Annotated in this window: 21 protein-coding genes and 1 tRNA gene; 12 read left to right on the top strand and 10 right to left on the bottom strand. The window is 69.5% G+C overall.

What is annotated here, in order from left to right; all coding sequences use genetic code 11:
- Positions 1-43 precede the first annotated feature (43 nt).
- On the bottom strand, positions 44-268 hold the full coding sequence (locus E1B00_RS12070) for a hypothetical protein (protein WP_139449139.1): 225 nt from the start codon (positions 266-268) through the stop codon (positions 44-46).
- A gap of 59 nt (positions 269-327) precedes the next feature.
- On the opposite strand from E1B00_RS12070, the gene E1B00_RS12065 reads away from it, so the two are divergent.
- Positions 328-1104: an SDR family oxidoreductase gene (locus E1B00_RS12065; protein WP_139449137.1), complete on the top strand. Its 777-nt coding sequence runs from the start codon at positions 328-330 to the stop codon at positions 1102-1104.
- Positions 1105-1113: 9 nt separating this feature from the next.
- On the opposite strand, the gene E1B00_RS12060 is transcribed toward E1B00_RS12065, so the two are convergent.
- A complete protein-coding gene (locus tag E1B00_RS12060) occupies positions 1114-1659 on the bottom strand; it encodes a DUF4124 domain-containing protein (protein WP_176693235.1) in 546 nt (181 codons plus the stop codon).
- Between the two features lie 83 nt (positions 1660-1742).
- Between E1B00_RS12060 and E1B00_RS12055 the strand changes: the two genes are divergently transcribed.
- The gene (locus E1B00_RS12055; RefSeq protein WP_139449133.1) at positions 1743-3320 is read left to right on the top strand and encodes an amidohydrolase family protein; all 1578 of its coding nucleotides are present in this window, start codon (positions 1743-1745) and stop codon (positions 3318-3320) included.
- A gap of 24 nt (positions 3321-3344) precedes the next feature.
- Here the strand turns inward: E1B00_RS12055 and E1B00_RS12050 are convergent, their stop codons facing one another.
- From E1B00_RS12050 to E1B00_RS12030, 5 genes are all read right to left on the bottom strand, one after another.
- Positions 3345-5846: a DNA topoisomerase I gene (locus E1B00_RS12050; protein ID WP_139449131.1), complete on the bottom strand. Its 2502-nt coding sequence runs from the start codon at positions 5844-5846 to the stop codon at positions 3345-3347.
- A gap of 160 nt (positions 5847-6006) precedes the next feature.
- The gene (locus tag E1B00_RS12045; protein WP_139449129.1) at positions 6007-6675 is read right to left on the bottom strand and encodes a pilin; all 669 of its coding nucleotides are present in this window, start codon (positions 6673-6675) and stop codon (positions 6007-6009) included.
- 88 nt (positions 6676-6763) lie between these two features.
- A complete protein-coding gene (locus E1B00_RS12040) occupies positions 6764-7237 on the bottom strand; it encodes a DUF494 family protein (protein ID WP_139449127.1) in 474 nt (157 codons plus the stop codon).
- A gap of 35 nt (positions 7238-7272) precedes the next feature.
- Positions 7273-8388: a DNA-processing protein DprA gene (gene dprA, locus E1B00_RS12035; RefSeq protein WP_139449125.1), complete on the bottom strand. Its 1116-nt coding sequence runs from the start codon at positions 8386-8388 to the stop codon at positions 7273-7275.
- 64 nt (positions 8389-8452) lie between these two features.
- A complete protein-coding gene (locus E1B00_RS12030) occupies positions 8453-9559 on the bottom strand; it encodes a LysM peptidoglycan-binding domain-containing protein (protein ID WP_139449123.1) in 1107 nt (368 codons plus the stop codon).
- Positions 9560-9697: 138 nt separating this feature from the next.
- Between E1B00_RS12030 and def the strand changes: the two genes are divergently transcribed.
- The 6 genes from def to E1B00_RS12000 all read left to right on the top strand — a co-directional run bounded on the left by def (position 9698) and on the right by E1B00_RS12000 (position 17078).
- Positions 9698-10210, top strand: coding sequence for a peptide deformylase (gene def / locus E1B00_RS12025; protein ID WP_139449121.1), 513 nt, complete (start codon positions 9698-9700; stop codon positions 10208-10210).
- A 7-nt stretch (positions 10211-10217) separates the two neighbouring features.
- A complete protein-coding gene (gene fmt / locus E1B00_RS12020; RefSeq protein ID WP_139449762.1) occupies positions 10218-11138 on the top strand; it encodes a methionyl-tRNA formyltransferase in 921 nt (306 codons plus the stop codon).
- Positions 11135-12445, top strand: coding sequence for a 16S rRNA (cytosine(967)-C(5))-methyltransferase RsmB (gene rsmB, locus E1B00_RS12015; RefSeq protein ID WP_139449119.1), 1311 nt, complete (start codon positions 11135-11137; stop codon positions 12443-12445). The genes fmt and rsmB overlap by 4 nt, the downstream gene beginning before the upstream one ends.
- A 36-nt stretch (positions 12446-12481) precedes the next feature.
- Complete coding sequence (locus E1B00_RS12010; protein ID WP_139449117.1) at positions 12482-14173, top strand: ArnT family glycosyltransferase; 1692 nt, start codon at positions 12482-12484, stop codon at positions 14171-14173.
- A 68-nt stretch (positions 14174-14241) separates the two neighbouring features.
- Entirely contained in the window at positions 14242-15621 is a 1380-nt protein-coding gene (trkA, locus tag E1B00_RS12005) for a Trk system potassium transporter TrkA (protein ID WP_139449115.1), read from the top strand.
- On the top strand, positions 15621-17078 hold the full coding sequence (locus E1B00_RS12000; protein ID WP_139449113.1) for a potassium transporter TrkG: 1458 nt from the start codon (positions 15621-15623) through the stop codon (positions 17076-17078). The genes trkA and E1B00_RS12000 overlap by 1 nt, the downstream gene beginning before the upstream one ends.
- A 3-nt stretch (positions 17079-17081) precedes the next feature.
- On the opposite strand, the gene E1B00_RS11995 is transcribed toward E1B00_RS12000, so the two are convergent.
- From E1B00_RS11995 to E1B00_RS11985, 3 genes are read right to left on the bottom strand one after another with little or no spacing between them, the layout of a single operon-like run.
- Positions 17082-18572 (bottom strand): PH domain-containing protein, encoded by a 1491-nt coding sequence (locus E1B00_RS11995; RefSeq protein ID WP_139449111.1) that lies wholly within the window; start codon positions 18570-18572, stop codon positions 17082-17084.
- Entirely contained in the window at positions 18556-19065 is a 510-nt protein-coding gene (locus E1B00_RS11990; protein ID WP_139449109.1) for a PH domain-containing protein, read from the bottom strand. The genes E1B00_RS11995 and E1B00_RS11990 overlap by 17 nt, the downstream gene beginning before the upstream one ends.
- Entirely contained in the window at positions 19062-19985 is a 924-nt protein-coding gene (locus E1B00_RS11985) for an LpxL/LpxP family acyltransferase (RefSeq protein WP_139449107.1), read from the bottom strand. The genes E1B00_RS11990 and E1B00_RS11985 overlap by 4 nt, the downstream gene beginning before the upstream one ends.
- 62 nt (positions 19986-20047) lie before the next feature.
- On the opposite strand from E1B00_RS11985, the gene dtd reads away from it, so the two are divergent.
- The 4 genes from dtd to E1B00_RS11965 all read left to right on the top strand — a co-directional run bounded on the left by dtd (position 20048) and on the right by E1B00_RS11965 (position 23610).
- Complete coding sequence (gene dtd, locus E1B00_RS11980; RefSeq protein ID WP_139449105.1) at positions 20048-20485, top strand: D-aminoacyl-tRNA deacylase; 438 nt, start codon at positions 20048-20050, stop codon at positions 20483-20485.
- A 109-nt stretch (positions 20486-20594) separates the two neighbouring features.
- Complete coding sequence (rpoD, locus tag E1B00_RS11975) at positions 20595-22445, top strand: RNA polymerase sigma factor RpoD (RefSeq protein ID WP_139449103.1); 1851 nt, start codon at positions 20595-20597, stop codon at positions 22443-22445.
- A gap of 85 nt (positions 22446-22530) precedes the next feature.
- A tRNA-Ile gene (locus E1B00_RS11970) sits at positions 22531-22606 on the top strand.
- A gap of 71 nt (positions 22607-22677) precedes the next feature.
- Positions 22678-23610, top strand: coding sequence for an energy transducer TonB (locus E1B00_RS11965; protein ID WP_220396280.1), 933 nt, complete (start codon positions 22678-22680; stop codon positions 23608-23610).
- Positions 23611-23674 lie beyond the last annotated feature (64 nt).

Raw genomic sequence — 23674 nt, 5'->3', positions numbered from 1 at the left:
ACGCCCGGGCCTTGCCCGGGCGTTCGCGTTTGCGGCGCCGCGGTCAGCCGCCGGCGTTCTCCAGCGCGTCCTGGCGTTCGGCTTCGTCGGCGGCCTGGATGTCCTCGACCGCCTTCGCCTTGTCGATGGGTGCCTGGATGGCGTCGCGCAGCTCGGTGGCTTCGGCGGTCTGCGGGTCTGGCGAGGGCTCGGGCAGGGGCTCCTGCACGGGGTCGCTGCAGGCGGCCGACAGCAGGACGCAGGCGGTCAGGATCGACAGTCGGTGCATGGACGCTCTCCGGGTGGCGGTTGCCCGTTATCCTACGCCCGGGACCTCAGGAGACGCCGATGAGCGCGAACCGCTGGCGACTGGATGGGCAGGTGGCGCTGGTGACCGGCGCCAGCGTCGGCATCGGCCGCGCGGTGGCGGCGGAGCTGCTGGGCCTGGGCGCGGACGTGCTGCTGGTCGCGCGCGACGGCGCCCAGCTCGAAGCGAGCCAGCAGGAGCTCGAGGAACAGTTCCCCGACGCCGACGTGCGCGCCTTCCCGGCCGACCTCGCCGATCCCGAACAGCGGCGCGAGGTCTTCGACTGGATCGAGGACCTCGGCACAGGCCTGCAGATCCTGGTCAACAACGTCGGCGCCAACACGCCGCGGCCGGCGCTGGACTATTCCGACGAGGAATGGCGCGCGCTGTTCGAGACCAACGTCTTTTCGGCTTTCGACCTGTGCCGCTTCGCGTTTCCGCTGCTGAGCCAGCACGCGGCTTCGAGCATCGTCAATGTCGGCTCGGTATCTGGCCTGGTGCACGTGCGCACCGGTGTGGGTTACGGCATGAGCAAGGCGGCCCTGCACCAGATGACCCGCAACCTGGCCTGCGAGTGGGCCGAGGACGGCGTACGGGTGAATGCGGTGGCGCCCTGGTACATCCGCACGCGCCGCACCTCGGGCGCGCTGGCCGATCCGGACTATCTGGACGAAGTGATCGAGCGCACGCCGATGGGCCGCATCGGCGAGCCGGAAGAGGTGGCCTCGGCGGTCGCCTTCCTGTGCCTGCCGGCGGCGAGCTACGTCACCGGCGAGTGCATCGCGGTGGACGGCGGTTTCCTGCGCTACGGCTTCTGAGCCGGCGGCTCAGCGGCAGCTGTCGTTGACGATGCGCTCCAGGCGCTGGACTTCCGACTTGCGGTAGGCGGCGGTGTCGCTGAAGGCATGCAGCGCGTCCGAGCGCGCCTGCTTCAGCCGGGCGATGAACTGTTCGCAGGCGCTGGCGTCGTCGAGCCGCAGGCAGGACTCCTGCACCCAGCGGCAGCTGGCGGCCGCCTGCGGTGCGCCGCGCACGTCGTAACCGAGCACCGAGAGCGGCACGCAGCGGGTGTTCGGATCGTAGTCTTCGCTGTAGCGCACTTCGCCGTCGTAGTCGGTGCACTGGAACAGCGGCGGCGGCGGGTAGGGCGTCCATTCGGCCTGCGGCGCCGGCTCCGGCGCGACCGGTGGTTCGGCGGCGACCGTGGTCGGCGCGGGGCGCGGCGGCGGATCCTGCGGCCGCACCATGCTGCGGGTGCTTTCGGTCTGGCCGGCGGGGCAGGGCTCGTCCTGCAGGGTCACGCGGCCCTTGTCGTCCTGGCAGCGATAGACGGTGATCTCCTCCGCCGCGGACGGGCCGACGGCGATCAGCAAAATGGCTAAGCTTGGCCACCACCATGCGCGCATGGCGGCATTCTCCGCCCGCGCCGCCGCCACTTCCAGCCCCGGGAAACGCCATGACTCGCCTGCTGTTCATGCTCGCCCTGCTGTTCGCCCACGACGCACGGGCGGCCATTCCCGCCGCGCCCGACCGGAGCGAGGGCGAGGGCCCCTATCCGCAGCTGATCCTGCGCGGCGCCACCGTCATCACCGGCACCGGCGCGCCGGCCTACGGACCGGTGGACATCGTGATCGAGGGCGAACGCATCGTTTCGGTCACCATCGTCGGCAGCGCCAACGCGCCGATCGACCCGAAGAACCGCCCGGCGTTCAAGGCCGGCGGCCGCGAGATCGACCTGGCGGGGCAGTTCGTGATGCCCGGCCTGGTGGACCTGCACGGCCACATCGGCGGCGACGAGCAGGGCGTGTCCGCCGAGTACGTCTACAAGCTCTGGCTCGGCCACGGCATCACCACGGTGCGCGATCCGGGCTGCGGCAACGGCGTCGGCTGGTGCGCGTCGGAAGCCAGGCGCAGCGCGAGCAACGCCATCACTGCGCCGCGCATCTTCCCCTATGCGTTCTTCGGCATGGGCCGCGACACCCCGATCACCACGCCCGAGCAGGCGCGCCAGTGGGTGCGCGACATGAAGGCGCAAGGCGCGCTGGGCATGAAGTGTTTCGGCTACCGGCCGGAGATCCTGGAGGCCGCCTTCGACGAGCTGAAGAAGCAGGGCATGCGCAGCGCCTGCCACCACGCCCAGCTCGACGTCGCGCGCGTCAACGTGCTGACCACCGCGCGCTGGGGCCTGACCACGATGGAGCACTGGTACGGCCTGCCGGAGGCGCTGTTCGACGGCCAGACCGTGCAGCAGTACCCGGCCGACTACAACTACATGAACGAGCAGCACCGCTTCGGCCAGGCCGGCCGGCTGTGGGCGCAGGCCAGCGAAAAGGGCAGCGAGCGCTACGAGGCGGTCATCCAGGAGCTGCTCGAACTCGACTTCACGCTCGACCCGACCTTCACCATCTACCAGGCCACGCGCGACCTGATGCGCGCGCGCCGCGCCGAATACCACGACGCCTATACGCATCCGGCGCTCTGGGATTTTTTCACGCCCAACCGCGACAACCACGGCAGCTTCTTCTTCGACTGGGGCAGCGAGGAGGAGGCCGCCTGGAAGGACAACTACCGGCGCTGGATGGCCTTCGTGAACGACTACAAGAACCGCGGCGGCCGGGTCACGGTCGGCAGCGATTCGGGCTACATCTACAAGACCTACGGTTTCGGCACCATCGAAGAGCTGGAGCTGCTGCGCGAGGCCGGGTTCCATCCGCTGGAGGTGATCCGCGCCGCCACGCTGTCGGGCGCCGAGGCGCTGGGTGCGGCCGACCGCATCGGCTCGATCGAGCCCGGCAAGTACGCCGACCTGGTGGTGCTGTCGGAAAATCCGCTCGCCAACCTCAAGGTGCTCTACGGCACCGGCCACATCCGCCTGGGCGCCGACGGCCAGCCGCACCGCGTCGGCGGCGTGCGCTACACGATCAAGGGCGGGCTGGTGTACGACGCGCCGGCCCTGCTGGCCGATGTTCGCCGCATCGTCGCGGACGAGAAGGCCAAGCGCGGCATCACGGTGTATCCGCAGCCCGGCGACTGACCGGGCGGCGGAGGCGGCCCAAGATCAGGCCGCCTTGGCGTCCTTCTTCGCGGCCTTCTTGGCGGGCGCCTTCTTCGCGGCCTTTTTCACGGCCTTTTTCGTAGCCTTCTTGGCGGTTTTTTTCGCCGGTGCCTTCTTGGCCACGGCCTTCTTCGGCGCGGCCTCGGCCGCGACCTTGGCGGCCTTCTTGGCCGGCGCCTTCTTGGCGGCGACCTTCTTGCCGAAACGGCCACCCTTGCGCACCGGCTTGCCTTCGGCCAGCAGCGCCTCGCATTCGGCCTGGGTCAGGCTGGCGGGGTCGCGGTCCTTGGGGATCTTGCCGTTCTTCTCGCCGTCGGTGATGTACGGGCCGTAGCGGCCGTTCAACACCTGGATGTCGGTGCCCGGGAACACCTTGATGGTGCGGTTGGCGATCATCTCGAGCTTGGCGCGCACCAGTTCGATCGCGGCCTCGAAGCTGATGGTGTACGGATCGTCGGTCTTGCCGAGCGAGGCGTAGGTGTCGCCCAGCTTCACGAACGGGCCGAAGCGGCCGATCGCGACGGTGACGTCCTTGCCCTCGTGCTGGCCGAGGCTGCGCGGCAGGTTGAACAGCGGCAGCGCCTCCTCCAGCGTGATGGTGTGCATGCTCGTGCCTGGCCGCAGCGAGGCGAACTTGGGCTTGTCCTCGTCCTCGGCGGTGCCGATCTGGGCGAAGGGCCCGTAGCGGCCCAGGCGCACCGAGACCGGCTTGCCCGACTTCGGGTCGGTGCCGAGCAGGCGCGCGCCGGTGGCTTCCGAACGGTCGACCGACTCGCTCTTTTCGTCCACCGTGGTCTTGAAGGATTTCCAGAAGCGCTCCAGCAGCGGGATCCACGCCGCCTCGCCGGCCGCGACCGAGTCGAGCTCGTCCTCGAGCTTGGCGGTGAAGTCGTAGTCCACGTACTGCATGAAGTGCCCGGTGAGGAACTTCGCCACCGCGCGGCCGACGTCGCTGGGCTTGAAGCGGCGGTTGTCGAGGTAGACGTATTCGCGGTTCTGCAGCACCTGGATGATGCTGGCATAGGTGGACGGACGGCCGATGCCGTACTCCTCCAGCGCCTTCACCAGCGAGGCTTCCGAGAAGCGCGGCGGCGGCTCGGTGAAGTGCTGGTCGGTGTGGATGCTGCCCAGCGGCACGCTCTGTCCGGTTTTCATCGGCGGCAGCTTGCGGCCTTCGTCGTCGTCCTCGGCGGTCTTGGCGTCCTTGCCTTCCTCGTACACGGCCAGGAAGCCCGGGTCGATCACGGTGGTGCCGCTGGCGCGGAAGCTGTGTTCGCTGCCGGCGGCGAGTTCGACCGACACGGTGTTCATGGTCGCCGGCACCATCTGCGAGGCGACGGTGCGCTTCCAGATCAGTTCGTACAGGCGGCGGGCGTCGTCGTCGAGGTACCTGGCGACCGAGGCCGGCGTGCGCAGGGCGGAGGTGGGCCGGATCGCCTCGTGCGCTTCCTGCGCGTTCTTGGACTTTGACTTGTATTCGTTGGGCTTGTCCGGCACCGCGCCGGTGCCGAAGTCGCGGGCGATGACGTCGCGGATCTCGACCACGGCTTCCTGGGAGAGGTTCACCGAGTCGGTACGCATGTAGCTGATCAGGCCGACCGCGCCCTCTTCGCCGATCGCCACGCCTTCATAGAGCTTCTGCGCCACGCGCATGGTGCGCGAGGTGGTGAAGCCGAGCTTGCGCGCGGCTTCCTGCTGCAGGGTCGAGGTGATGAAGGGCGGCGCCGGACGGCGCTTGCGCTCCTTGCTGACCACGTCGGTGACGCGCAGCGCCTCGCCGGCGGCCTTCACCAGCCGCGCGCGCGCGGCCTCGGCGGTCTTGCTGTCGGTGATCGTGAACTGTTCGAACTTCTGCCCGTCCAGTTTCACCAGCCGGGCCGTGAAGGCCTGCTGCGGGTGGTTGAGTTCGGCCTCCATCGACCAGTACTCGCGCGGCACGAAGGCTTCGATCTCCTCCTCGCGCTCGACGATCATGCGCAGGGCCGGCGACTGCACGCGGCCGGCCGACAGGCCACGCTGCACCTTGCGCCACAGCACCGGCGACAGGTTGAAGCCGACCAGGTAGTCCAGGGCGCGTCGCGCCTGCTGCGCGTCCACCAGGTCGGAGGCGACCTGGCGCGGGTTCTGCACCGCCTCGCGGATGGCGCGCGGCGTAATCTCGGTGAACACCACGCGGTGCAGGGCCTTGCCCTTGAGCAGGCCGCGTTCCTTCAGGATCTCTGAGATGTGCCAGCTGATCGCCTCGCCCTCGCGGTCCGGGTCGGTGGCGAGGTAGATGGCTTCGGCGCCCTTGGCGGCCTTGGCGATCGCGTCCACGTGCTTCTCGTTCTTGTCGATCAGCTCGTAGCGCATGGCGAAGTGATTGTCCGGGTCGACCGCGCCCTCCTTGGGCACCAGGTCGCGGACGTGGCCGTACGAGGCCAGGACGTGGAAGTCCTTGCCCAGGTACTTGTTGATCGTCTTGGCCTTGGCAGGCGACTCGACGATGAGGAGGTTCTTGGCCATGGCCGGGGGATGCTCCGTGGGGCCACTTTTCGGGCGCCCAGATGGCTCGGCCCGCGGGGGTCGCGGGCCGGGGGTCTTTTTTCATTAAGGCACCAGCCCGGCCGACCCTGTCAAGCAAGGGCGGCCAGGGAAGGGCCCGGGGCCGGCCGCCGGCAGGACCTCAGCGGCAGGTGGCCGGCAGGTATTTCTGCTGGACCAGGTCGCTGGTACAGGACCAGCTGCCGTCCTGCTCGCGGCGCAGGTAGATCCGGCTGTCGGCCAGGGTCGCGGCCTGGGGCAGGGGGCCCAGGGTCAGCTCGATTACGCACACGCCGTCGCCCAGCGGGACCACGTCCAGGGCGGCCAGGCCCTCGCTGTAGGGCGCCCCCAGCTGCAGCTCCGCGGCGTCCCGCGGGCAGCGGTCGGTGTTGGCCACGAATTCGGATACGTGCACCTTGGCCGTCTGCGCTTCCGCCAGGATCGTGGCCACCTTGGCCCGCACCAGATAGTCGTTGTAGGCAGGGATGGCGATGGCCGCCAGGATGGCGAGGACCGCGATCAGCGCAACGCCGACGCAGGCTGCGACGATCGCGATCGGGCCGCAGCCGCTGTTTTTTGCCGGCGGGGCCGGAGCGACGGAGGGCGCCGGAATGCCCGGTGCCGGCAAGCCCGGCGGCTTGAGGCCCAGCTCAGATTGGAACTGGCCCAGCGGCGCCCATTCCGCCATGCCTTCGCGCCAGACCAGGCTGTTGTAGTCCAGCCGGCCCTGGCGGTGGGCTTCGGCCAGGGCCTCGGCGTCCACCGGCCCCTGACGGTTGTGTCCGTGATCGACGAAATACCAAGTGCTCATCGGCGTTCTCCACGCGGCGCGCCCTGCGGCGCGCTCCCCAAAAACAAAAGCCCGGCCGGGGCCGGGCGCTGCGCTTTCCCGCCCGGCCTCAGTGGACCGGTTCGGGTTCGTCCTCGAACATCTGGCTTTCCATCCAGGCGTAGGCGGCTTCGGAGCCGGGCTGGTTGAACAGCACCATCAGCACGACCCACTTCAGGTCGTCCACGTCCACTTCGTCCTGGTCGAGGGCCATCACGCGGTCCAGCACGAGTTCGCGCTGGTCGGCATCGATCACGCCGCTGTGTTCCAGGAACATCAGGAAGCCACGGCATTCGATGTCCAGCCGGTCCAGCTCGGGCTCGGAGTAGACGCGCACCGGGGTGTCCAGGCGTGGCGCGGCCGCGGCCGGGCGCTGGCGGGCGAGCTCGTCGAGCCAGTCGAAGGCCTTGTTGATTTCCGCGGGGCTGAAGCCGGCCTGGATCAGGCCGTTCTGGAGCGAGTCGCGATCCCGGACGGCATCGGGGTCGTCGTAGAAGTAGTGCTCGAACAGGTACAGCAGGACGTCCAGTATGGTCTCTTTCATTACCCTCAGCCTGCGCCTGCGGCGCGGTGGGAAGGTCAGGGCCTCCGGGCGTACCGTCCGTGGTCGTTCACCACGTGCCCTTCCAGCTCCATTATCAGCAGCATGGAGGACAGGGCGGCGACCGTCAATCCTGTCCGCTCGGCAAGGACATCCATGCCGGTGGGGTCATGGCCCAGGGCCGACCACAACCGGCTGTGGTCCGGATCCCCCGGCGACTGTCCGTCGGCTGACCGGTAAACCGGCGTGGCGGCGCAGTCGCCGAGCTGTCCGCGCAGCATCTCGGCCAGCCGCAGGGCCAAGGGCGCCAGGGCAGCGACGACTTCCTCCGGCCCCTCGACCAAGGCCGCGCCATCCCGGATCAGGCGATGGCAGCCGCGGGCCAGAGGGTTGTCGATCGAGCCCGGCAGGGCGAAGACCTCCCGGCCCGCTTCCGCGGCGAGGCGGGCGGTGATCAGGGCGCCCGAGCGCGACGCCGCCTCGACCACCAGGGTGCCCAGGCTCAGCCCGGCAATGATGCGATTGCGGCTGGGAAAGTGCGTCGACAGGGCGCCGGTGCCGGGGGGGTGTTCGCTCACGACGGCGCCATTGGATGCTACCCGGGCCATCAGCGCGGCGTTCCCCGGGGGGTAGGCGAGGTCGAGGCCGGTGCCCACGACGGCGATGGTCCGCCCTGTGTCGAGCGCCCCTTCGTGGGCAGCGCGATCGATCCCCTGCGCCAGCCCGCTGGTGATCGTCCAGCCCGCTCCGGCCAACGCCCGCGCGAACCGCCGCGCATGATCGTGGCCACCGGCGCTCGGTCGCCGACTGCCGACGATGCCCACCTGGGCGGACCACAACAGCGCCGGATCCCCGTCGACGAAAAGCAGGGGCGGTGCCGCCGGACTGCGGCGCAGCAGGGCCGGGTAGTCGGCATCGTGCCAGCCAAGGAGTCGCCGCCCCGGGCGCGACAGCCAGGCCAGGTCGGCATCCAGCCGCTGCCGATCCGGCTGCCGCAGCCACGCGTGGCTGGCCGCAGGCAGGTCCAGCCCGGCCCCGTGGCCGGCGGCAGCCAAGGCGGCTGCGGGGTCGGGGTGCTGGTCCAGCAGCTGGCGCAACAGCGCGTCGGGCAGTCGGGCCCGGGAGAGCGTGAGCAGGGCGAGGTCGGGACTCATGGCCCCAAAAGCATCGCGGCGCCCGAAGGCGCCGCGATGTAGGAACTTTACGCTGCGACCTGTCTTACTGGGTCGCGTCCGGGTGTTTGAGAAGATCGCCCTGGCGCACCGGGCGGATGCCTTCCATCACCAGCGCGTAGCTGACCTTGTCGAAGGTGCGGAACACCATCAGGCGGCCCAGGAAGTCGTCCGGCATTGCCACCTTGTCGGCATTGGCAGCCAGCTTGTTGCGATGCGCGACCACGTCGGGCCGGTTCGCGCCGTCATGCCAGATCGACATCACGTGGCCGTTGCGGATACCGTCGCGGGCGCCGGCGGAGATCGCCACGACCACCTTCGGGCCCGCTTCCATGCCGTCCGCGACCGCGAGGATGCGGGCCCGTTCCGGAATGCTGTCCGGAGCGCGCGGCATGAACTGCAGGTCGTAGGGCTGGGCCTCGGTCGGCAGCACGCGGTCGCCGACGCGGATCTCGCGGCCTTCCTCGCGCAGCACCACCACGGTCACTTCGCCCTGGATCTGGGTCACTTCGCCGGTCGCGTGGATCTGCAGTTCGTGGCCCAGGAACTCGCCGCCGGCCTCGCCGAAGCCCTTCGGGTTGGTCCAGTGCTTGTGCTCGCGGTCGCCGCGGAAATTCAGGTCGGAATGGCCCGGCTGTTCCTTGCCCTTGCCGCCGCCGAAAACATAGACCGGTCGCGCCAGGTCGACCACCTGGCCGGGCTGGGCGCCTTCCAGGCCGCGCACGTAGACCAGCTGGCCGGCGGTGCTGTACAGGCGGTCCTCCTCGAGGCCGACCACATAGGGCAGCGACTTGACGTCGTCGACCACGGTGAACTGCTTCAGGAAGGGCTCGATGTCGGACAGCGGGATCGTGTCGATCGCCTCGCCGATCTGCGGGCCTTCGGACTGGATCACCGGCTCACCGTCGATGTAGACCAGGCTGAGCACGTCACCCGGATAGATCAGGTGCGGGTTCTTGACCTGCGGATTGGCCTGCCAGATCTCGGGCCACAGCCAGGGCTTCTTGAGGAAGCGGCCGGCAATGTCCCAAAGGGTGTCGCCCTTTTTGACCGTGTAGGTCGTCGGATGGTCCCCGCGCAGCTCATCCGCGATCGCGGCGGTGGCGAGGGTGAGCAACATCGCAGCGCTAACTGCAAGAAGCCGTTTAAACATGGCAGCTATCCACCTGATTTTCCCCGGACAGGTTGGGCGAATATAGCCCAAATCCGGCCCGGGATTGCAAGCCCGCCCCGGGGTATGATGATGCACCGGCCCTTGAGGTCCGGTCCCGTATTCCCCAAATACCCCTCCATGGCCAAGCTATCCATCCTGGAATTCCCCGACCCCCGGCTGCGAACCGTCGCCAAGCCGGTCGAGCAGGTGGATGACACCCTGCGCCGTCTGATCGACGACATGTTCGAGACCATGTATGCCGCCCCCGGCATCGGCCTGGCGGCGACCCAGGTGGATGTCCACCTGCGCCTGCTGGTATTGGACGTAAGCGAAGACAAAAGCCGGCCAATGGTGTTCATCAACCCGGAAATCCTCGATTCCGAGGGCAGCCAGGTCTACCAGGAAGGCTGCCTTTCGGTGCCGGGCATCTATGCCGACGTGAAGCGTGCCGACCGGGTCCGCGTCCGGGCGCTGGACCGCGACGGCAAGTCGTTCGAGACCGACGCCGACGGCCTGCTGGCCGTGTGCATCCAGCACGAGATGGACCACCTGGCGGGCAAGGTGTTCGTCGATTACCTGTCGCCGCTAAAACGCGAACAGGTCCGCAAGAAGCTGGCCAAGCAGCAGCGCAATTCCGACGCGGCCGCCTGACGTGGCGCTGCGCATCGTCTTCGCCGGCACCCCCGGCTTCGCGGTGCCCTGCCTGCGCGCCGCCGCCGGACGCGGCGAAGTGGTGGCCGTCTACACCCAACCCGACCGGCCCGCGGGCCGCGGCCGCCAGCTGGCGCCGTCGCCGGTGAAGGTCGAGGCGCTGGCTCGCGGCCTGCCGGTGTTCCAGCCCGAGAACTTCAAGGCCGCCGAGGCGCGCGAGGCGCTGCGGGCACTGCAGCCGGACCTGATCGTGGTGGTGGCCTACGGCCTGATCCTGCCGCAGGCGGTGCTCGACATTCCGCGGCTGGGCTGCTGGAACGTGCACGCCTCCCTGCTGCCGCGCTGGCGCGGCGCGGCGCCGATCCAGCGTGCGATCGAAGCGGGCGACACCGAAACCGGCGTCTGCCTGATGCAGATGGAAAAAGGTCTCGACACCGGCCCCGTACTGCTGTCGCTGGCCACGCCGATCAGCCCCGAAGACACCGGCGGCAGCCTGCACGACCGCCTCGCCGCGCTTGGTGCCGAAGTGTTGGCCGACGGCCTGAAGCTGGTGCGCGCCGGCATGCGCCCCGTGCCCCAGCCGCAGCCGGCCGAAGGCGTGACCTATGCGCACAAGTTGGACAAAGCCGAGGCGCGCCTGGACTGGTCGCTGCCGGCCGAGGTGCTGGCCAATCGCGTCCGCGCGTTCGATCCCTGGCCGGTGGCGGAAGCCGAACTTGCCGGCGAGCGGTTGCGCATCCATGCCGCCCGCGCTGTATCGGGCGAGTCCGGTCGCGCGCCGGGAACCGTGCTGGCCGCCGGCCGCGACGGCCTGGACGTCGCCTGCGGCCAAGGTTCGCTGCGCCTGCTGCGGGTGCAGCGCGAGGGCGGCCGCCCGGTCGCCATCGCCGACTACCTCAACGCCCGCCCGGCGCTCAAGGCGCCATGACGGCAGCCACCGGTTCGGCCCTGCGCGCGCGCGCCGCGCGGGCGCTGGCGGCAGTGTTGGCGGAAGGGCGCTCACTGAAGGCAGTGCTGGCCGACGTGCTGCCCGCGTTGCCCGACGTGCGCGACCGCGCCCTGCTCGAGGCCATCTGCTTCGGCGCGCTCCGGCACCGTCGCCGCTACGAGTTCGCGCTGTCGCGCTGGCTCGCCAAACCGCTGGGCGGTCGAGACCATCCCGTGCATTGCCTGCTGCTGGCCGGCCTCGCTCAGCTCGATGCGCTGGGCCTGCCGGCCCATGCGGCGGTGGGCGCCACGGCCGAGGCCACCCGCGACCTCGGGCGCGCACCGCTGGTCGGCCTGGTGAACGCGGTTTTGCGCCGCGCCAGCCGCGAAGCCTGGCCGGTCAGCGACGACGCGGCGGTGATGGCCAGCCATCCGGACTGGCTGGTGGATGCGCTGCGCGCGGATTGGCCCGAATTTTTCCAGGCCATGCTCGACGCCAACAACCGCTCAGCGCCGCTGTGGTTGCGCGTGCACGCGGGGCAGGATGCGGAAGCCTTAACTCGCGACTTCGAGGCTGCCGGCATCTCCGCGCAGGCCGTATCCGCGGTACCCGGCGCACTGCGGCTCGACGAGCCGGTGCCGGTCGACCGCCTGCCCGGCTGGCGCGAAAACGCGCTCAGCGTGCAGGACGGCGCCGCCCAGCTGGCGGTGCTGGCGCTGGATCCGCAGCCGGGCGAAAGGGTGCTCGACGCCTGCGCGGCGCCCGGCGGCAAGACCGTGCAGATCGCCGAGCGCATCGGCGACGGCGCACTGCTCGCGCTCGACCTCGAGCCGCGCCGCCTGCGCCAGGTGAGCCAGCGCCTCGAACGCCTCGGGCTGGCGGGTGCGCGGATCGAATCCCGCGCCGCCGACGCCGCCGCGCCAGACACCTGGTGGGACGGCCGCCGCTTCGACGCCATCCTGCTCGACGCGCCCTGTTCGGCCACGGGCATCATCCGCCGCCAGCCTGACATCAAGTGGCACCGGCGCGCGGCCGACATCCCCGCCGTGGTCCAGGCGCAAACGCGCCTGCTCGACGCGCTCTGGCCGCTGCTGCGGCCGGGTGGGCGGATGGTCTACGCCACCTGTTCGGTGCTGCGCGACGAGAACGAACGCCAGGTGGCGGCCTTCCTCGCCCGCACCGCGGACGCCCGTGCCGAGCCGCTCGGTGCGCGCTTCGGCCGCGCCAGCGGCCCCGGGCGCCAGCGCCTGCCCGGCGAGGACGGCATGGACGGCTTCTTCTACGCTCGCCTGGCCAAGACAGGCTGAGGCCGTCCGCCGGCGGCGGTGTTATCTTCCGCCGCCATGACCGGAACCGACCGCCGCCAGGCCTGGATTCTCTTCGCGCTCGCCTTCTTCGTGCTCGCGGCCGGCTACGGGCTGCGCGAGCCCTGGCCTGCCGACGAGCCGCGCTTCGTGCTGGTCGCCAAGCAGATGGTCGAAAGCGGCGATTTCCTGTTCCCGCATCGCGGCGGTGAACTGTATCCGGACAAGCCGCCCTTCTATTTCTGGCTGCTGTCGCTGGCCTATTTCGTGGTCGGCAGCTGGCGCTGGAGCTTCCTGCTGCCGTCGCTGCTGGCAGGCCTGGGCACGCTGGGGCTGGTCTACGACCTCGGCCGCCGGCTCTGGACGCCGCGCGCCGGCTGGTGGGCGGCGACCGCGGTGCTGGTGAGCCTGCAGTTCGTCTACCAAGCCAAACGCGCGCAGATCGATCCGACCCTCGTCCTGCTGACGACGCTGTCGTTCTACGGGCTGTGCCGTCATCTGCTGCTGGGTCCGGCCTGGCGCTGGTTCTGGGCCGGGTGTTTCGCCGCGGGCCTGGGCGTGATCAGCAAGGGCGTGGGGTTCCTGCCGCTGCTGGTGCTGCTGCCGTTCGCGGCGATGGTGCGCTGGCGCTGGCGCGGACTGGCGGAGCTTGGAAACGGCAACGGCGGCCGCTGGGCGCTGGGCGGCCTCGCCTTCCTGGCCGCCATCGCGCTGTGGCTGGGACCGGTGCTGGCGGTGGGGTTGGGCAGCGGCAATCCGGAACACCAGGAGTACCTGGGCAACATCCTGTTCAAGCAGACGGCACAGCGTTACGCCGATCCCTGGCACCACCATGAACCGGCCTGGTATTTCCTCCAGGTGGTCGCGCTGTTCTGGCTGCCGTTCTCGCTGGCCCTGCCATGGCTGCTGGAGCCGTGGAAGCAGGCCTGGCGCGATCGTGATGCGCGGGTCTGGCTACCGCTGGCCTGGTGCGTGCTGGTGCTGCTGTTCTTCAGCGCCAGCGCCGGCAAGCGCGACATGTACATCCTGCCGGCGCTGCCGGCGCTGGCGCTGGCCGCGGCGCCCTTCCTGGAGTCGACCAGCCAGCGCGCCGGGTTCCGGCGGGCGGTGCTGGCCTTCGTGCTTGCGCTGTCGGCGCTGCTGCTGGCTGCGGGCGCGGCGGCGCTGGTCTCGGACCCGGGCTTCGCCCGGCGGCTCGTTGCCGAACGTGGCCTGGGCGACGAAGCGCGCTGGCTGTGGTGGATGCTGGCGACGGTGGGTGCGGGCGGTCTGGTCGCCGCGCTGTGGGGACGCGTGCGCGGCGCGCTGCCGGCGTGCGCGGCGCTGCTGGTGCTGCTGTGGAGTGGCTATGGCTTCGTGGTGCATCCCCTGCTCGACGACGAGAACTCCTCGCGCGCGGTGATGCGGCAGGCGCGCCAGTTGGCGGGGCAGGCCGGGATCGGCCTGGTGGACTGGAAGGAACAGAACCTGCTGCAGGCGCGGGGGCCGGTCGCCGAGTTCGGCTTCCGCCAGCCGCCGGCGACGCAGCTGGCGCGCGGCGTGGCCTGGCTGCGCTCGGATCCGCAGCGGCGGCGGCTGTTGGTCCAGCGCAGTGACGCCCTGGCCTGCATCGCGTGGGAGGTTCCGGGCGCGGCGCAGCGTGTCGGCACCGCCAACCGGCGCGACTGGTGGCTGCTGGGCGAAGCCGCAGTCACCGACTGCGCCGTGCCCGCGCCGGCTCCGGCCCGGTAGACTAGCCGCACCGGCCGGACCGGGATGCGGCTTCCAGCGGAACCAGATCACCAGAAGGTCATGGCGTCATGAAGATCCTCATCCTGGGCGCGGGCCAGGTCGGTACGTCGGTGGCTTCGGCCCTGGCGTCGGAAAACAACGACATCACGGTGGTCGACACCGACCACCAGCGCCTGCGCGAACTGGCCGAGAAGCTCGACATCCGCACCGTGGTCGGCCACGGCTCGCTGCCCAGCGTGCTGGCCCAGGCCGGCGCGGAGGAGGCCGAACTGCTGGTGGCGGTGACCTCCAGCGACGAGGTGAACCTGATCGCCTGCCAGGTCGCCCAGCACCAGTTCCGCACCCCGACCCGCGTCGCCCGCCTGCGCGAGGCGCAGTACCTGGACGTCGCAGCCCTGGCCGACCCGGACCATTCGGCGGTGAGCGCCGCGATCAGCCCCGAACAGCTGGTCTGCCGGCACGTCGAGCGCCTTATCGAATATCCGGGCGCGCTGCAGGTGCTGGATTTCGCCGACGGCCGCGCCCAGCTGGTGGCGGTGCGCGCGGTTCCCGGCGGCGCCCTGGTCGGGCACGAGATCCGCGAACTGCGCGAACACCTGCCGGCCGGCGTGGACGCGCGCGTGGCCGCGATCTTCCGCCAGGGCAAGCCGGTCAAACCCGAGGGCAATACCGTCATCGAAGTCGACGATGAAGTGTTCTTCCTCGCCGACCGCAAGAACATCCTCACGGTGATGAGCGAGCTGCGCAAGGTCGATCCGCGGCCGGCGCGCCGGCTGCTGATCGCCGGCGGCGGCAACATCGGCCGCAACCTGGCGCGCAGCCTCGAGTCGCGCTATTCGGTGAAGGTGCTGGAACGTTCGCGCGAACGCGCGCGCGGCATCGCCGAAGACCTGCTGAACTCGATCGTGCTGGTCGGCGACTGCGCCGACGAGGACCTGCTGCGCGAGGAGAACATCGACCAGACCGACGTCTACTGCGCGATGACCAACGACGACGAGGCCAACATCCTCTCGGCGATGCTGGCCAAGCGCATGGGCTGCCCGCGCGTGATCTCGCTGATCAACCGGCCGTCGTACGCCGAGCTGGTCGAGGGCGGCCCGATCGACATCGCGGTCAGTCCGCAGCTGGTCACACTGGGCGCGCTGCTGGCGCACATCCGCGAGGGCGCACCGGCGCGCGTTTATTCGCTGCGCCGCGGCGCCGCCGAGGCCATCGAGGCCGTGGTCCGCGGCGACCGCCGCACCTCGCAGGTCATCGGTCGCTCGCTCGAAGAGCTCGAGTTGCCGCCGGCGACGACGATCGGCGGCATCGTGCGCGGCGACATGCTGCTGATCGCGCACCACGACGTGGTGATCGAACCGGGCGACCACGTCATCCTTTTCGTGATGGACAAGCGCGAGATGGCGCAGGTGAGCGTGCTGTTCCAGACCGGAGCGACGTGGCTGTGATGAGCCAGCGCTTCCGAGCGATCCAGCGCATCCTGGGCGTGATCATCGTCCTGTCGTCGCTGACCAAGTTGCCGCCGGCGCTGCTCGCGCTCGCTTGGGGCGAGAAGGGCACGCCGGGGGTGTTTTTCGGCAGTTTCCTGGTCAGTTTCATGATTGGCGTCGCGCTCTGGGTGCCGGCGCGGCGGGTCAACTACGACATGCGCCTGCGCGACGGCTTCCTGATCGTCACAATGACTTGGGTCTTCGCCAGCCTGGTGTCGGCGCTGCCCTTCGTGCACGGGCCGCCTTTCCTGAGCTACTCCGACGCGATCTTCGAGGCCACGTCGGGTTTGACCACCACCGGTGCGACGGTGATCGTCGGTCTCGACGACCTCCCGCGGAGCGTTCTGTTCTACCGCCAGCTGCTGCAGTTCCTTGGCGGCATGGGCATCGTGATCCTGGCGGTGGCGATCCTGCCGATGCTCAAGATCGGCGGCACCCAGCTGTTCCGCGCCGAGAGCACCGGCCCGACCAAGGACACCAAGCTGACGCCGCGCATCGCCGAGACGGCGAAGGCGCTGTGGGGCGTGTACTTCGGGTTGACGCTGCTGTGCGCTGTCTCGTTCTGGGTCGGTGGCATGAGCCTGTTCGACGCCATTTGCCACGCGATGAGCACGGTCAGCACGGGCGGCTTCTCGACCTACGATGCCGCCTTCGGGTTCTGGAACAGCCCGATCCTGGAGTGGACGGCGGTGCTGTTCATGATGCTGGGCGGCGTCAACTTCGGCCTGCACTTCGTCGCGTGGCGGAGGGCGTCGATGGCGGTCTACGGCAGCGATTCCGAGCTGCGCTCCTTTCTGCGCATCGTCGCCGCCGCCAGCCTGATAGTGACGCTGATGATCTGGTTCGGCGGCGACTACGCCGGATTTGGCGATGCCTTCCGCTTCGCGACGTTCCAGGTCGTCTCGAGCATCACCACCACCGGGTATGCCGTGTCGGGTTTCGACCAGTGGTCCGGCGCGGCGCCGCTGCTGGTCCTGGGTGTTGCCTTCATCGGCGGCTGCTCCGGCTCGACGGTCGGCGGCCTGAAGGTTGCCCGCGTGGTGATGGTCGTGCGCCAGGGGTATCGCGAGATCAAGCAGCTGGTGCATCCGAAGGCGCAGTTCCTGGTGAAGATGGGGGGGCGGCGCGTCTCCGAGAGCGTGGTGTTGTCGGTCAGTGGCTTCATTGCCATCTGGATGCTGTGTTTCGTGATGCTGATGCTGGGCATGAACCTCACCGGCCTGGACGTCGAGTCTTCGTTTGGCGCCGCCGTCGCCACGATGACCAACCACGGTCCGGGCCTGGGCGCCGTCGCCACGAGCTTTTCTGGCGTCAACGACGGGGCCGTCTGGCTGGGCACATTGGGCATGATCCTGGGCCGCCTTGAGGTGTTCTCGCTGCTGGTATTGCTTACGCCGCAGTTCTGGCGCGAGTAGCGGCTAGCGGTCCATCGCGGCGGCGAGCTGGTCGTGCAGGCGGCGCGCTTCGTCCTCGGGCAGGTAGCGGATGCGCAGCGCGGGCTCCATCGGACTGGCGCCGGCGGTGTCCAGCACCAGGGTCGCCATGCCGTGGCGGCGGTCGAAGGGCGAGCGGCTGAGCTTGATCGCCTGCAGCTTGCCGGTTTCGGCGAATCGCCAGGACTTGTCGAGCCATCCTTCGCGCACCGCGATCAGGCCGCCTTCCAGGCTGTAACCGGCGTGCCGCGCCCACACCTTCGCGCGCAACAGCAACAGCGGCAGCAGCGAAAGCGTCGCCAGGCCCCAGGTTCCTTCGCGCAAGGTCAGGACGGCGGTCACCACCAGGGTCACCAGGGCCGGCACGGCGAACTGCCGCCGCCAGGCCCTGGGATGCAGCGGACGCCACTCCCGGAGCGGCCAGTGCGCGCCGGGCAGCAGGTGCCGGATCAGCCGGTCCATGACCTCCGGGCTCGCCAGCGGCACCAGGTCGCGCACGGAGCGCTGGTCGTTGACCGCTTCCATCGACGCGCTGTCCACGCGCAGGCTGCGGCGGCCGAGCCAGCGGTGCGTCAGCCCTTCGCGCAGGCTCCAGGCCTGGATGCGCCCGCGCGGCATGTTGGCGCGCACTCGGGTGAGCAGGCCGCGCTGGACGCTCAGGCGCCGGCCGGTTTCGGTCAGGCTGAAGCCATGGAACTGCAGCAGCGCCAGCAGCACCGAGAGCAGGCGCAGGGCGATCACCGCGACCACCAGCAGGGTCAGCGCGCCGATCAGCCAACCGGCGATGCCCAGGTGCAGCTCCTTGCCCCAGCCCATCAGCAGCTTGATCCAGGACTCGATCGCGTCGCCCAGGAAATCCGAGCCCGACTGCGCCAGCACACCGAAGGCGGCGGCGACCAGGATCATGCCGCGGTTGGAGATCAGCCCCAGGCGCACCACTTCACTGGTGGGCAGAGCCAGCAGTTCGTCGGCGCTGGGCTCTGCGCGACCGGCGCCGGTCGCGCCTTCGTTTCGCGATGCCGGTCCGTGCCCGCGCACCAGCTCTTCCAGCGCGTGGGCATCGGCCAGCGACAGCACGCGCATCTCGCCTTCGGCCTTCATGCCGCCCGCAGACTCCAGTTTCACCTCGGCGACGCCGAAAAAGCGGTGCAGCAGCGACTGGTGCAGGGCGACGTTGTGGATGCGCTGGAAAGGGATGTGTCGCAGGCTTTTCTGGAACAGGCCGCTGCGGATGACGATGCCGTCGCCTTCGACCCGGAAACGGTACGTGAAGTACTGCGCCAGCGACACCAGCACCAGCGCGCCCGCGCCTACCAGCCCCCAAAGTTCCCAGGAATTTCCACGCCCGGTGAACAAAAGCACGAGCAGCGGCAGCGCGAAGCTCCGGATCTGCTGGATCAGGACGAACAGCCAGGACAGCGGATGCAGACGCCGCTCGGGACCGCCTTCGACGATGGCGTCAGACGGCGTCGTCATGGCGCGCGGCCTCGGGCAGCAGGGCGTCGCGCAACGCGACTGCGTCGGCATCCACGAAGCCGGACTGGCGCAGCGCGTACAGCCGGGTGCCGGCGGTATGCACGACCAGGGTCGCCAGGCCGTGCCGGCGTTCGATCGGCCCGCGCTCGAGGTCCAGGTGCTGCACTCGGCTGCGCGGCACCAGCACTTCGCTGCGCCAGACCAGGCCACGCCGGACCTGCAGTCCGCGCGAGTCCAGGCGCCATCCGGTCCGGCCCCAGCGGAGCCGGCCCAGGGCCGCGCCGGCGGCGACCACGGCGGCGACGACGAGCAGGGCCACGGCGATGCGGGCCGGCCAGCCCGGCACCAGCGCGAAGGTGGGAATCACCAGGCCCAGGCCCACCGGCAGGGCGCTCAAGCCGCCGACGATGCTGAAGACGCGCCTGGCCGCCTCTGGAAGGGACTGCCAGTCGGCGGGGGCGACGGGTTCATGCGGGGGCTGGGCTTCGGTCATGCGCGTGGACGCCTGTAGCAGTCAGGGTGATAGGGGTTGGTTTCGCCGCTTCCGGGCGGGCGAAGGGTCCAGCGCTTGTAGGTCCACTGGTATTGCGATGGGTCCCGGCAGGCGATGGCCTCGACGCCGGCGTTCATCGCCGCTGTCGCTTCGGCCAGGTCGGGCGAGGCGATCGACGCCGGCGCCGGATCGAAGTGGAGATCGAAGTGGCCATCCTCATGGCGTTCGGCATAACCGAAGATCACGGTCGCGCCGCTGCGTTCGGCCAGGCGCGGGATCAGGCTCAGCGTCAGTGCCTGGCGGCCGAAGAAGGGCGCGAACTCGCCACCGCCGAGCTTGGGCTGCTGGTCGGGCGTTATGCCGATGGCGCCGCCGGCCTGCAGGGCTTTCCACAGGGGCCGCATGGCATTGGCCTCGGCCGGCACCAGGCGGATGTTCTCGCCCCCGCGGGCCAGGCGCAGGAACGCGTCGCCGGCCTCGGTCTCGGGGGTGCGGTAGACCAGGGCGAAGGGGCCGCGGGCGGCCATGAACTCGATCACCAGCTCCAGGTTGCCGTAGTGCGGCGCCGCGACGATGACGCCGCGACCGGCGGCTTCGGCGGCCGCCAGAAGCTCGAGACCATGCACGCTCCGGACAAGCCGCAGGTTGTCGGCGCGCGGGCGGGTCCAGATGCGCAACGACTCGAGTGCGTTGCGGCCGGTCTGGCGAAGGATCCGCCGCAGCATCCGGTCGCGCTCGCCGGCGTCGGCCGGGTGGCCCAACAGCTCCAGATTGCGCCGCGCCACCTTGCACTCGCGGGTATTGAGCCGGTGCGAAAGCGCGCCGACCGCGTCGCCGAGGCGGTGCGCCCACGCCAGCGGCAGTCGGCCCACGCACCACGCGGCGGCATACATCAGTCGGCTGGACAGCGGAAATCCCATCACCCGAGTGTAAGCGAAGGGTCGCGACGACCACACGCGCGGCGCTGTTCTACACTCGCGCCATGATCGCCCTCATCCAGCGCGTCACCGAAGCCCGCGTCCGCGTCGAAGGAGAAACCGTCGGCGCCATCGGTCCCGGGCTGCTCGCCCTGGTCGCGGTCGAGCCCGATGATGACGAGGCGCGGATCGCCCGGATGGCGGAGCGGCTGCTCGGCTACCGCGTATTCGCCGATGCGGCCGGCAAGATGAACCGGTCGCTGGCGGACACCGGCGGCAGCCTGCTCCTGGTCAGCCAGTTCACCCTCGCGGCCGATACCTCCAGCGGCATGCGGCCCAGCTTCACCTCGGCGGCGCCGCCGGAGGCCGGGCGGGCGGGCTTCGACCGGCTGGTCGCCCTGTGCCGGCAGCGGCATGGCCGGGTTGAAACCGGGCGCTTCGGCGCCCACATGGTGGTCAGCCTGGTCAACGATGGCCCGGTGACCTTCCGCCTGCAGTCCTGAGCCCGAATCCAGCGGGCCGTTTCTCCTTGGTTAATCAAATACTTATCCAAGGCCTACGGGCTCCTGTATACTGCGCGGTTCCATTTTCCCAGTCGCGGGATGCTTTTTCATGGCCAACGATCGTCCGGCTCAGTCCGAAATCAAGCAGCTGATCAGCAAGGGCCTGGAGCAGGGTTATCTGACCTATGCCGAGGTCAACGACCACCTGCCCGACGACATCGTCGATCCGGAACAGATCGAAGACATCATCGGCATGATCAACGGCATGGGCATCGAGGTGCACGAAGTTGCCCCCGATGCCGAGACGCTGCTGCTGTCGGACACCTCGAGCAGCCGCGAGTCCGACGAGACCGCCGCCGAGGAAGCCGCCGCTGCGCTGACCGCGCTCGACACCGAAGGTGGTCGCACCACCGACCCCGTGCGCATGTACATGCGCGAGATGGGCTCGGTCGAACTGCTCACCCGCGAAGGCGAGATCGCCATCGCCAAACGCATCGAGGAAGGCCTGAACCAGGTCCATTCCTCGCTGGCCAGCTTCCCGTGGTCGATCCAGCTGCTGCTCGAGGACTACGACCAGCACCTTGAGGGCAAGAAGCGCCTGAACGAAGTCGTGGTCGGCTTCCTGGACATGGAAGAGCCGGAAGAAGTCATCCCCGAGGCGGCGCTCGACGAAGACGCCGAGATCGAGGTCGAGGACGAAGCGGCCGCGGGCGAAGATGGCGAGGAAACCGCCGCCGTGGATACCGGTCCGGACCCGGCCGAGGTCGGCCGCCGCATGGACACGCTCAAGGGCCTGTACACCAAGTTCCAGAAGACCCACGCCAAATACGGCGCCGCGGACAAGAAGACCATCAAGGTCCGCGAGGAGATGGCCACCGAGTTCCTGCGCCTGAAGCTGCCGCTGGCGCTGATGGACGCGTTCGTGCGCAAGCTGCGCGAAGTCGTCAACGCCATCAAGGAACACGAGCGCCGGATCCTCGACATCTGCACCCGCAACGCCAAGATGCCGCGAAAGGACTTCCTGCGCGCCTGGCCGGGCAACGAGATCAACCTGGACTGGGCCGACGACGTCATCCGGCGCAAGCAGAAGTGGTCGTCGGGCATGCGCGAGTTCAAGGACTTGATCGTCGCCGAGCAGCACAAGCTGGTCGGCATCGAGCAGTCGCTGTGGCTGACCCTGCCGGATATCAAGGAAATCAACCGCGCGATGGCCTACGGCGAGGCCAAGGCCCGCAAGGCCAAGAAGGAGATGGTCGAGGCGAACCTGCGCCTGGTGATCTCGATCGCCAAAAAGTACACCAACCGCGGCCTGCAGTTCCTCGACCTGATCCAGGAAGGCAACATCGGCCTGATGAAGGCGGTGGACAAGTTCGAATACCGCCGCGGCTACAAGTTCTCGACCTACGCCACCTGGTGGATCCGCCAGGCCATCACCCGCTCGATCGCCGACCAGGCGCGCACCATCCGCATCCCGGTGCACATGATCGAGACGATCAACAAGCTCAACCGCATTTCCCGCCAGATGCTGCAGGAAATGGGTCGCGAACCGACCCCGGAAGAGCTGGCGAAGAAGATGGAGATGCCGGAAGACAAGATCCGCAAGGTGCTCAAGATCGCCAAGGAACCGATCTCGATGGAGACGCCGATCGGCGACGACGAGGATTCGCACCTGGGTGATTTCATCGAGGACACCAGCATCGAGTCGCCGATCGAGGCGACCACGAACCTGGGGCTGATGGAAACCGTGCGCGATGTGCTCGCCGGTCTGACGCCGCGCGAAGCCAAGGTGCTGCGCATGCGCTTCGGCATCGACATGAACACCGACCACACCCTCGAGGAGGTCGGCAAGCAGTTCGACGTCACCCGCGAGCGCATCCGCCAGATCGAGGCCAAGGCGCTGCGCAAGCTGCGCCACCCGACGCGCTCCGAGCAGCTGCGGTCCTTCCTCGATCTCGAGTAAGCCACCTCGCTTCGGCACGAAGCCCCGCTCCGGCGGGGCTTCGTTGTTTCCGGCCGCCGGAAAGCCGTCATAATCGCGCCGCGCGGGGCCTATAGCTCAATGGTTAGAGCAGGGGACTCATAATCCCTTGGTTCCAGGTTCGAGTCCTGGTGGGCCCACCATCCGCATCCCGCTGCCGCATTCCCGTCACGCACGCCGCCTAGGCTGTGCGGCTTTCCACAGGGGAATGTCCATGCCGCCGGTCCGCCCGTTTTTCGCCATAGCCTGCATGAGCGCGGTGCTGGTGGCGTGCTCAAGCCCCCCCGAGCCGGCGGCCGCTCCGGCACCGGTCGCTGCCGACGCGGGGGCTCCGGTCAGGCAGGACGAGAGTGGTTTGCGCCAGGCCGCCGCCGCGGCGCTGGACGAACAGCGCATCTACACGCCGGCCGGTGACAGCGCGATCGAGCACTATCTCGCGCTGCGCCGCCTGCAGCCCGGGGACGCCGGCGTCGATACCGCCCTGCTCGAGCTGCTGCCCTATGCCCTGATCGCCACCGAACAGGCGGTGGGTCGCGGCGACCTCGCGGAAGCGCGCAGGCTTGTGGCCCTGATCGGGCAGGTCGACCCGCAGGCGCCCGCGCTGTCCCGGCTTCATGACGGGATCGCTGCGGCGGAGGCGGAGGCGGACCGCCGTATCGTCGCCGCCGCCGAGGCGGCCAAGCGCGACGAACTGCTTGCCGCGCAAGCCGCCGTTCGGGCCGAGGAGCAGGTGAGGTCCCGCCCGGACGTTGCGCCCGCACCGCCCACCGCGGCCCCGTCGTCTGCGGTGGTCGCGCCGGCAGTGACCCGCGCCGCGCCGGAAATGCCGGCAGCCGTCGGCCAGGCGCCGGCGCCGGCGCCGGGTGCGGCGCAGCCGGTGGTCAGGGTTCCGCGCCTGCTGGACGCGCCATCGCCGCGTTACCCGCTGTCGGCGCTGCGCCGGAAGATCGAGGGCAGCGTCACCGTCGAGTTCACCGCCCAGCCCGATGGCAGCGTGAGTTCGCCGCGCGTGCTGACAGCCGATCCGGCGGGCCTGTTCGACGAGGCGGCGCTGGCCGCCGCGTCCCGGTGGCGCTTCGAGCGCCTTCCGGCGGCCGTCACCACGGCCCGGATCGTCCAGTTCCGGCTGGGAGACGGGGCGAGGTAGTCCAGGAGGGGGGGGGTTGACTCGCAAATGAGAATTATTATCATCAAGGTCGACCCTCCACGGA

The sequence above is a fragment of the Arenimonas terrae genome (assembly GCF_006265115.1).
Taxonomy (GTDB): Bacteria; Pseudomonadota; Gammaproteobacteria; order Xanthomonadales; family Xanthomonadaceae; genus Arenimonas; species Arenimonas terrae.
This window is presented reverse-complemented; position numbering and strand designations above follow the sequence as displayed.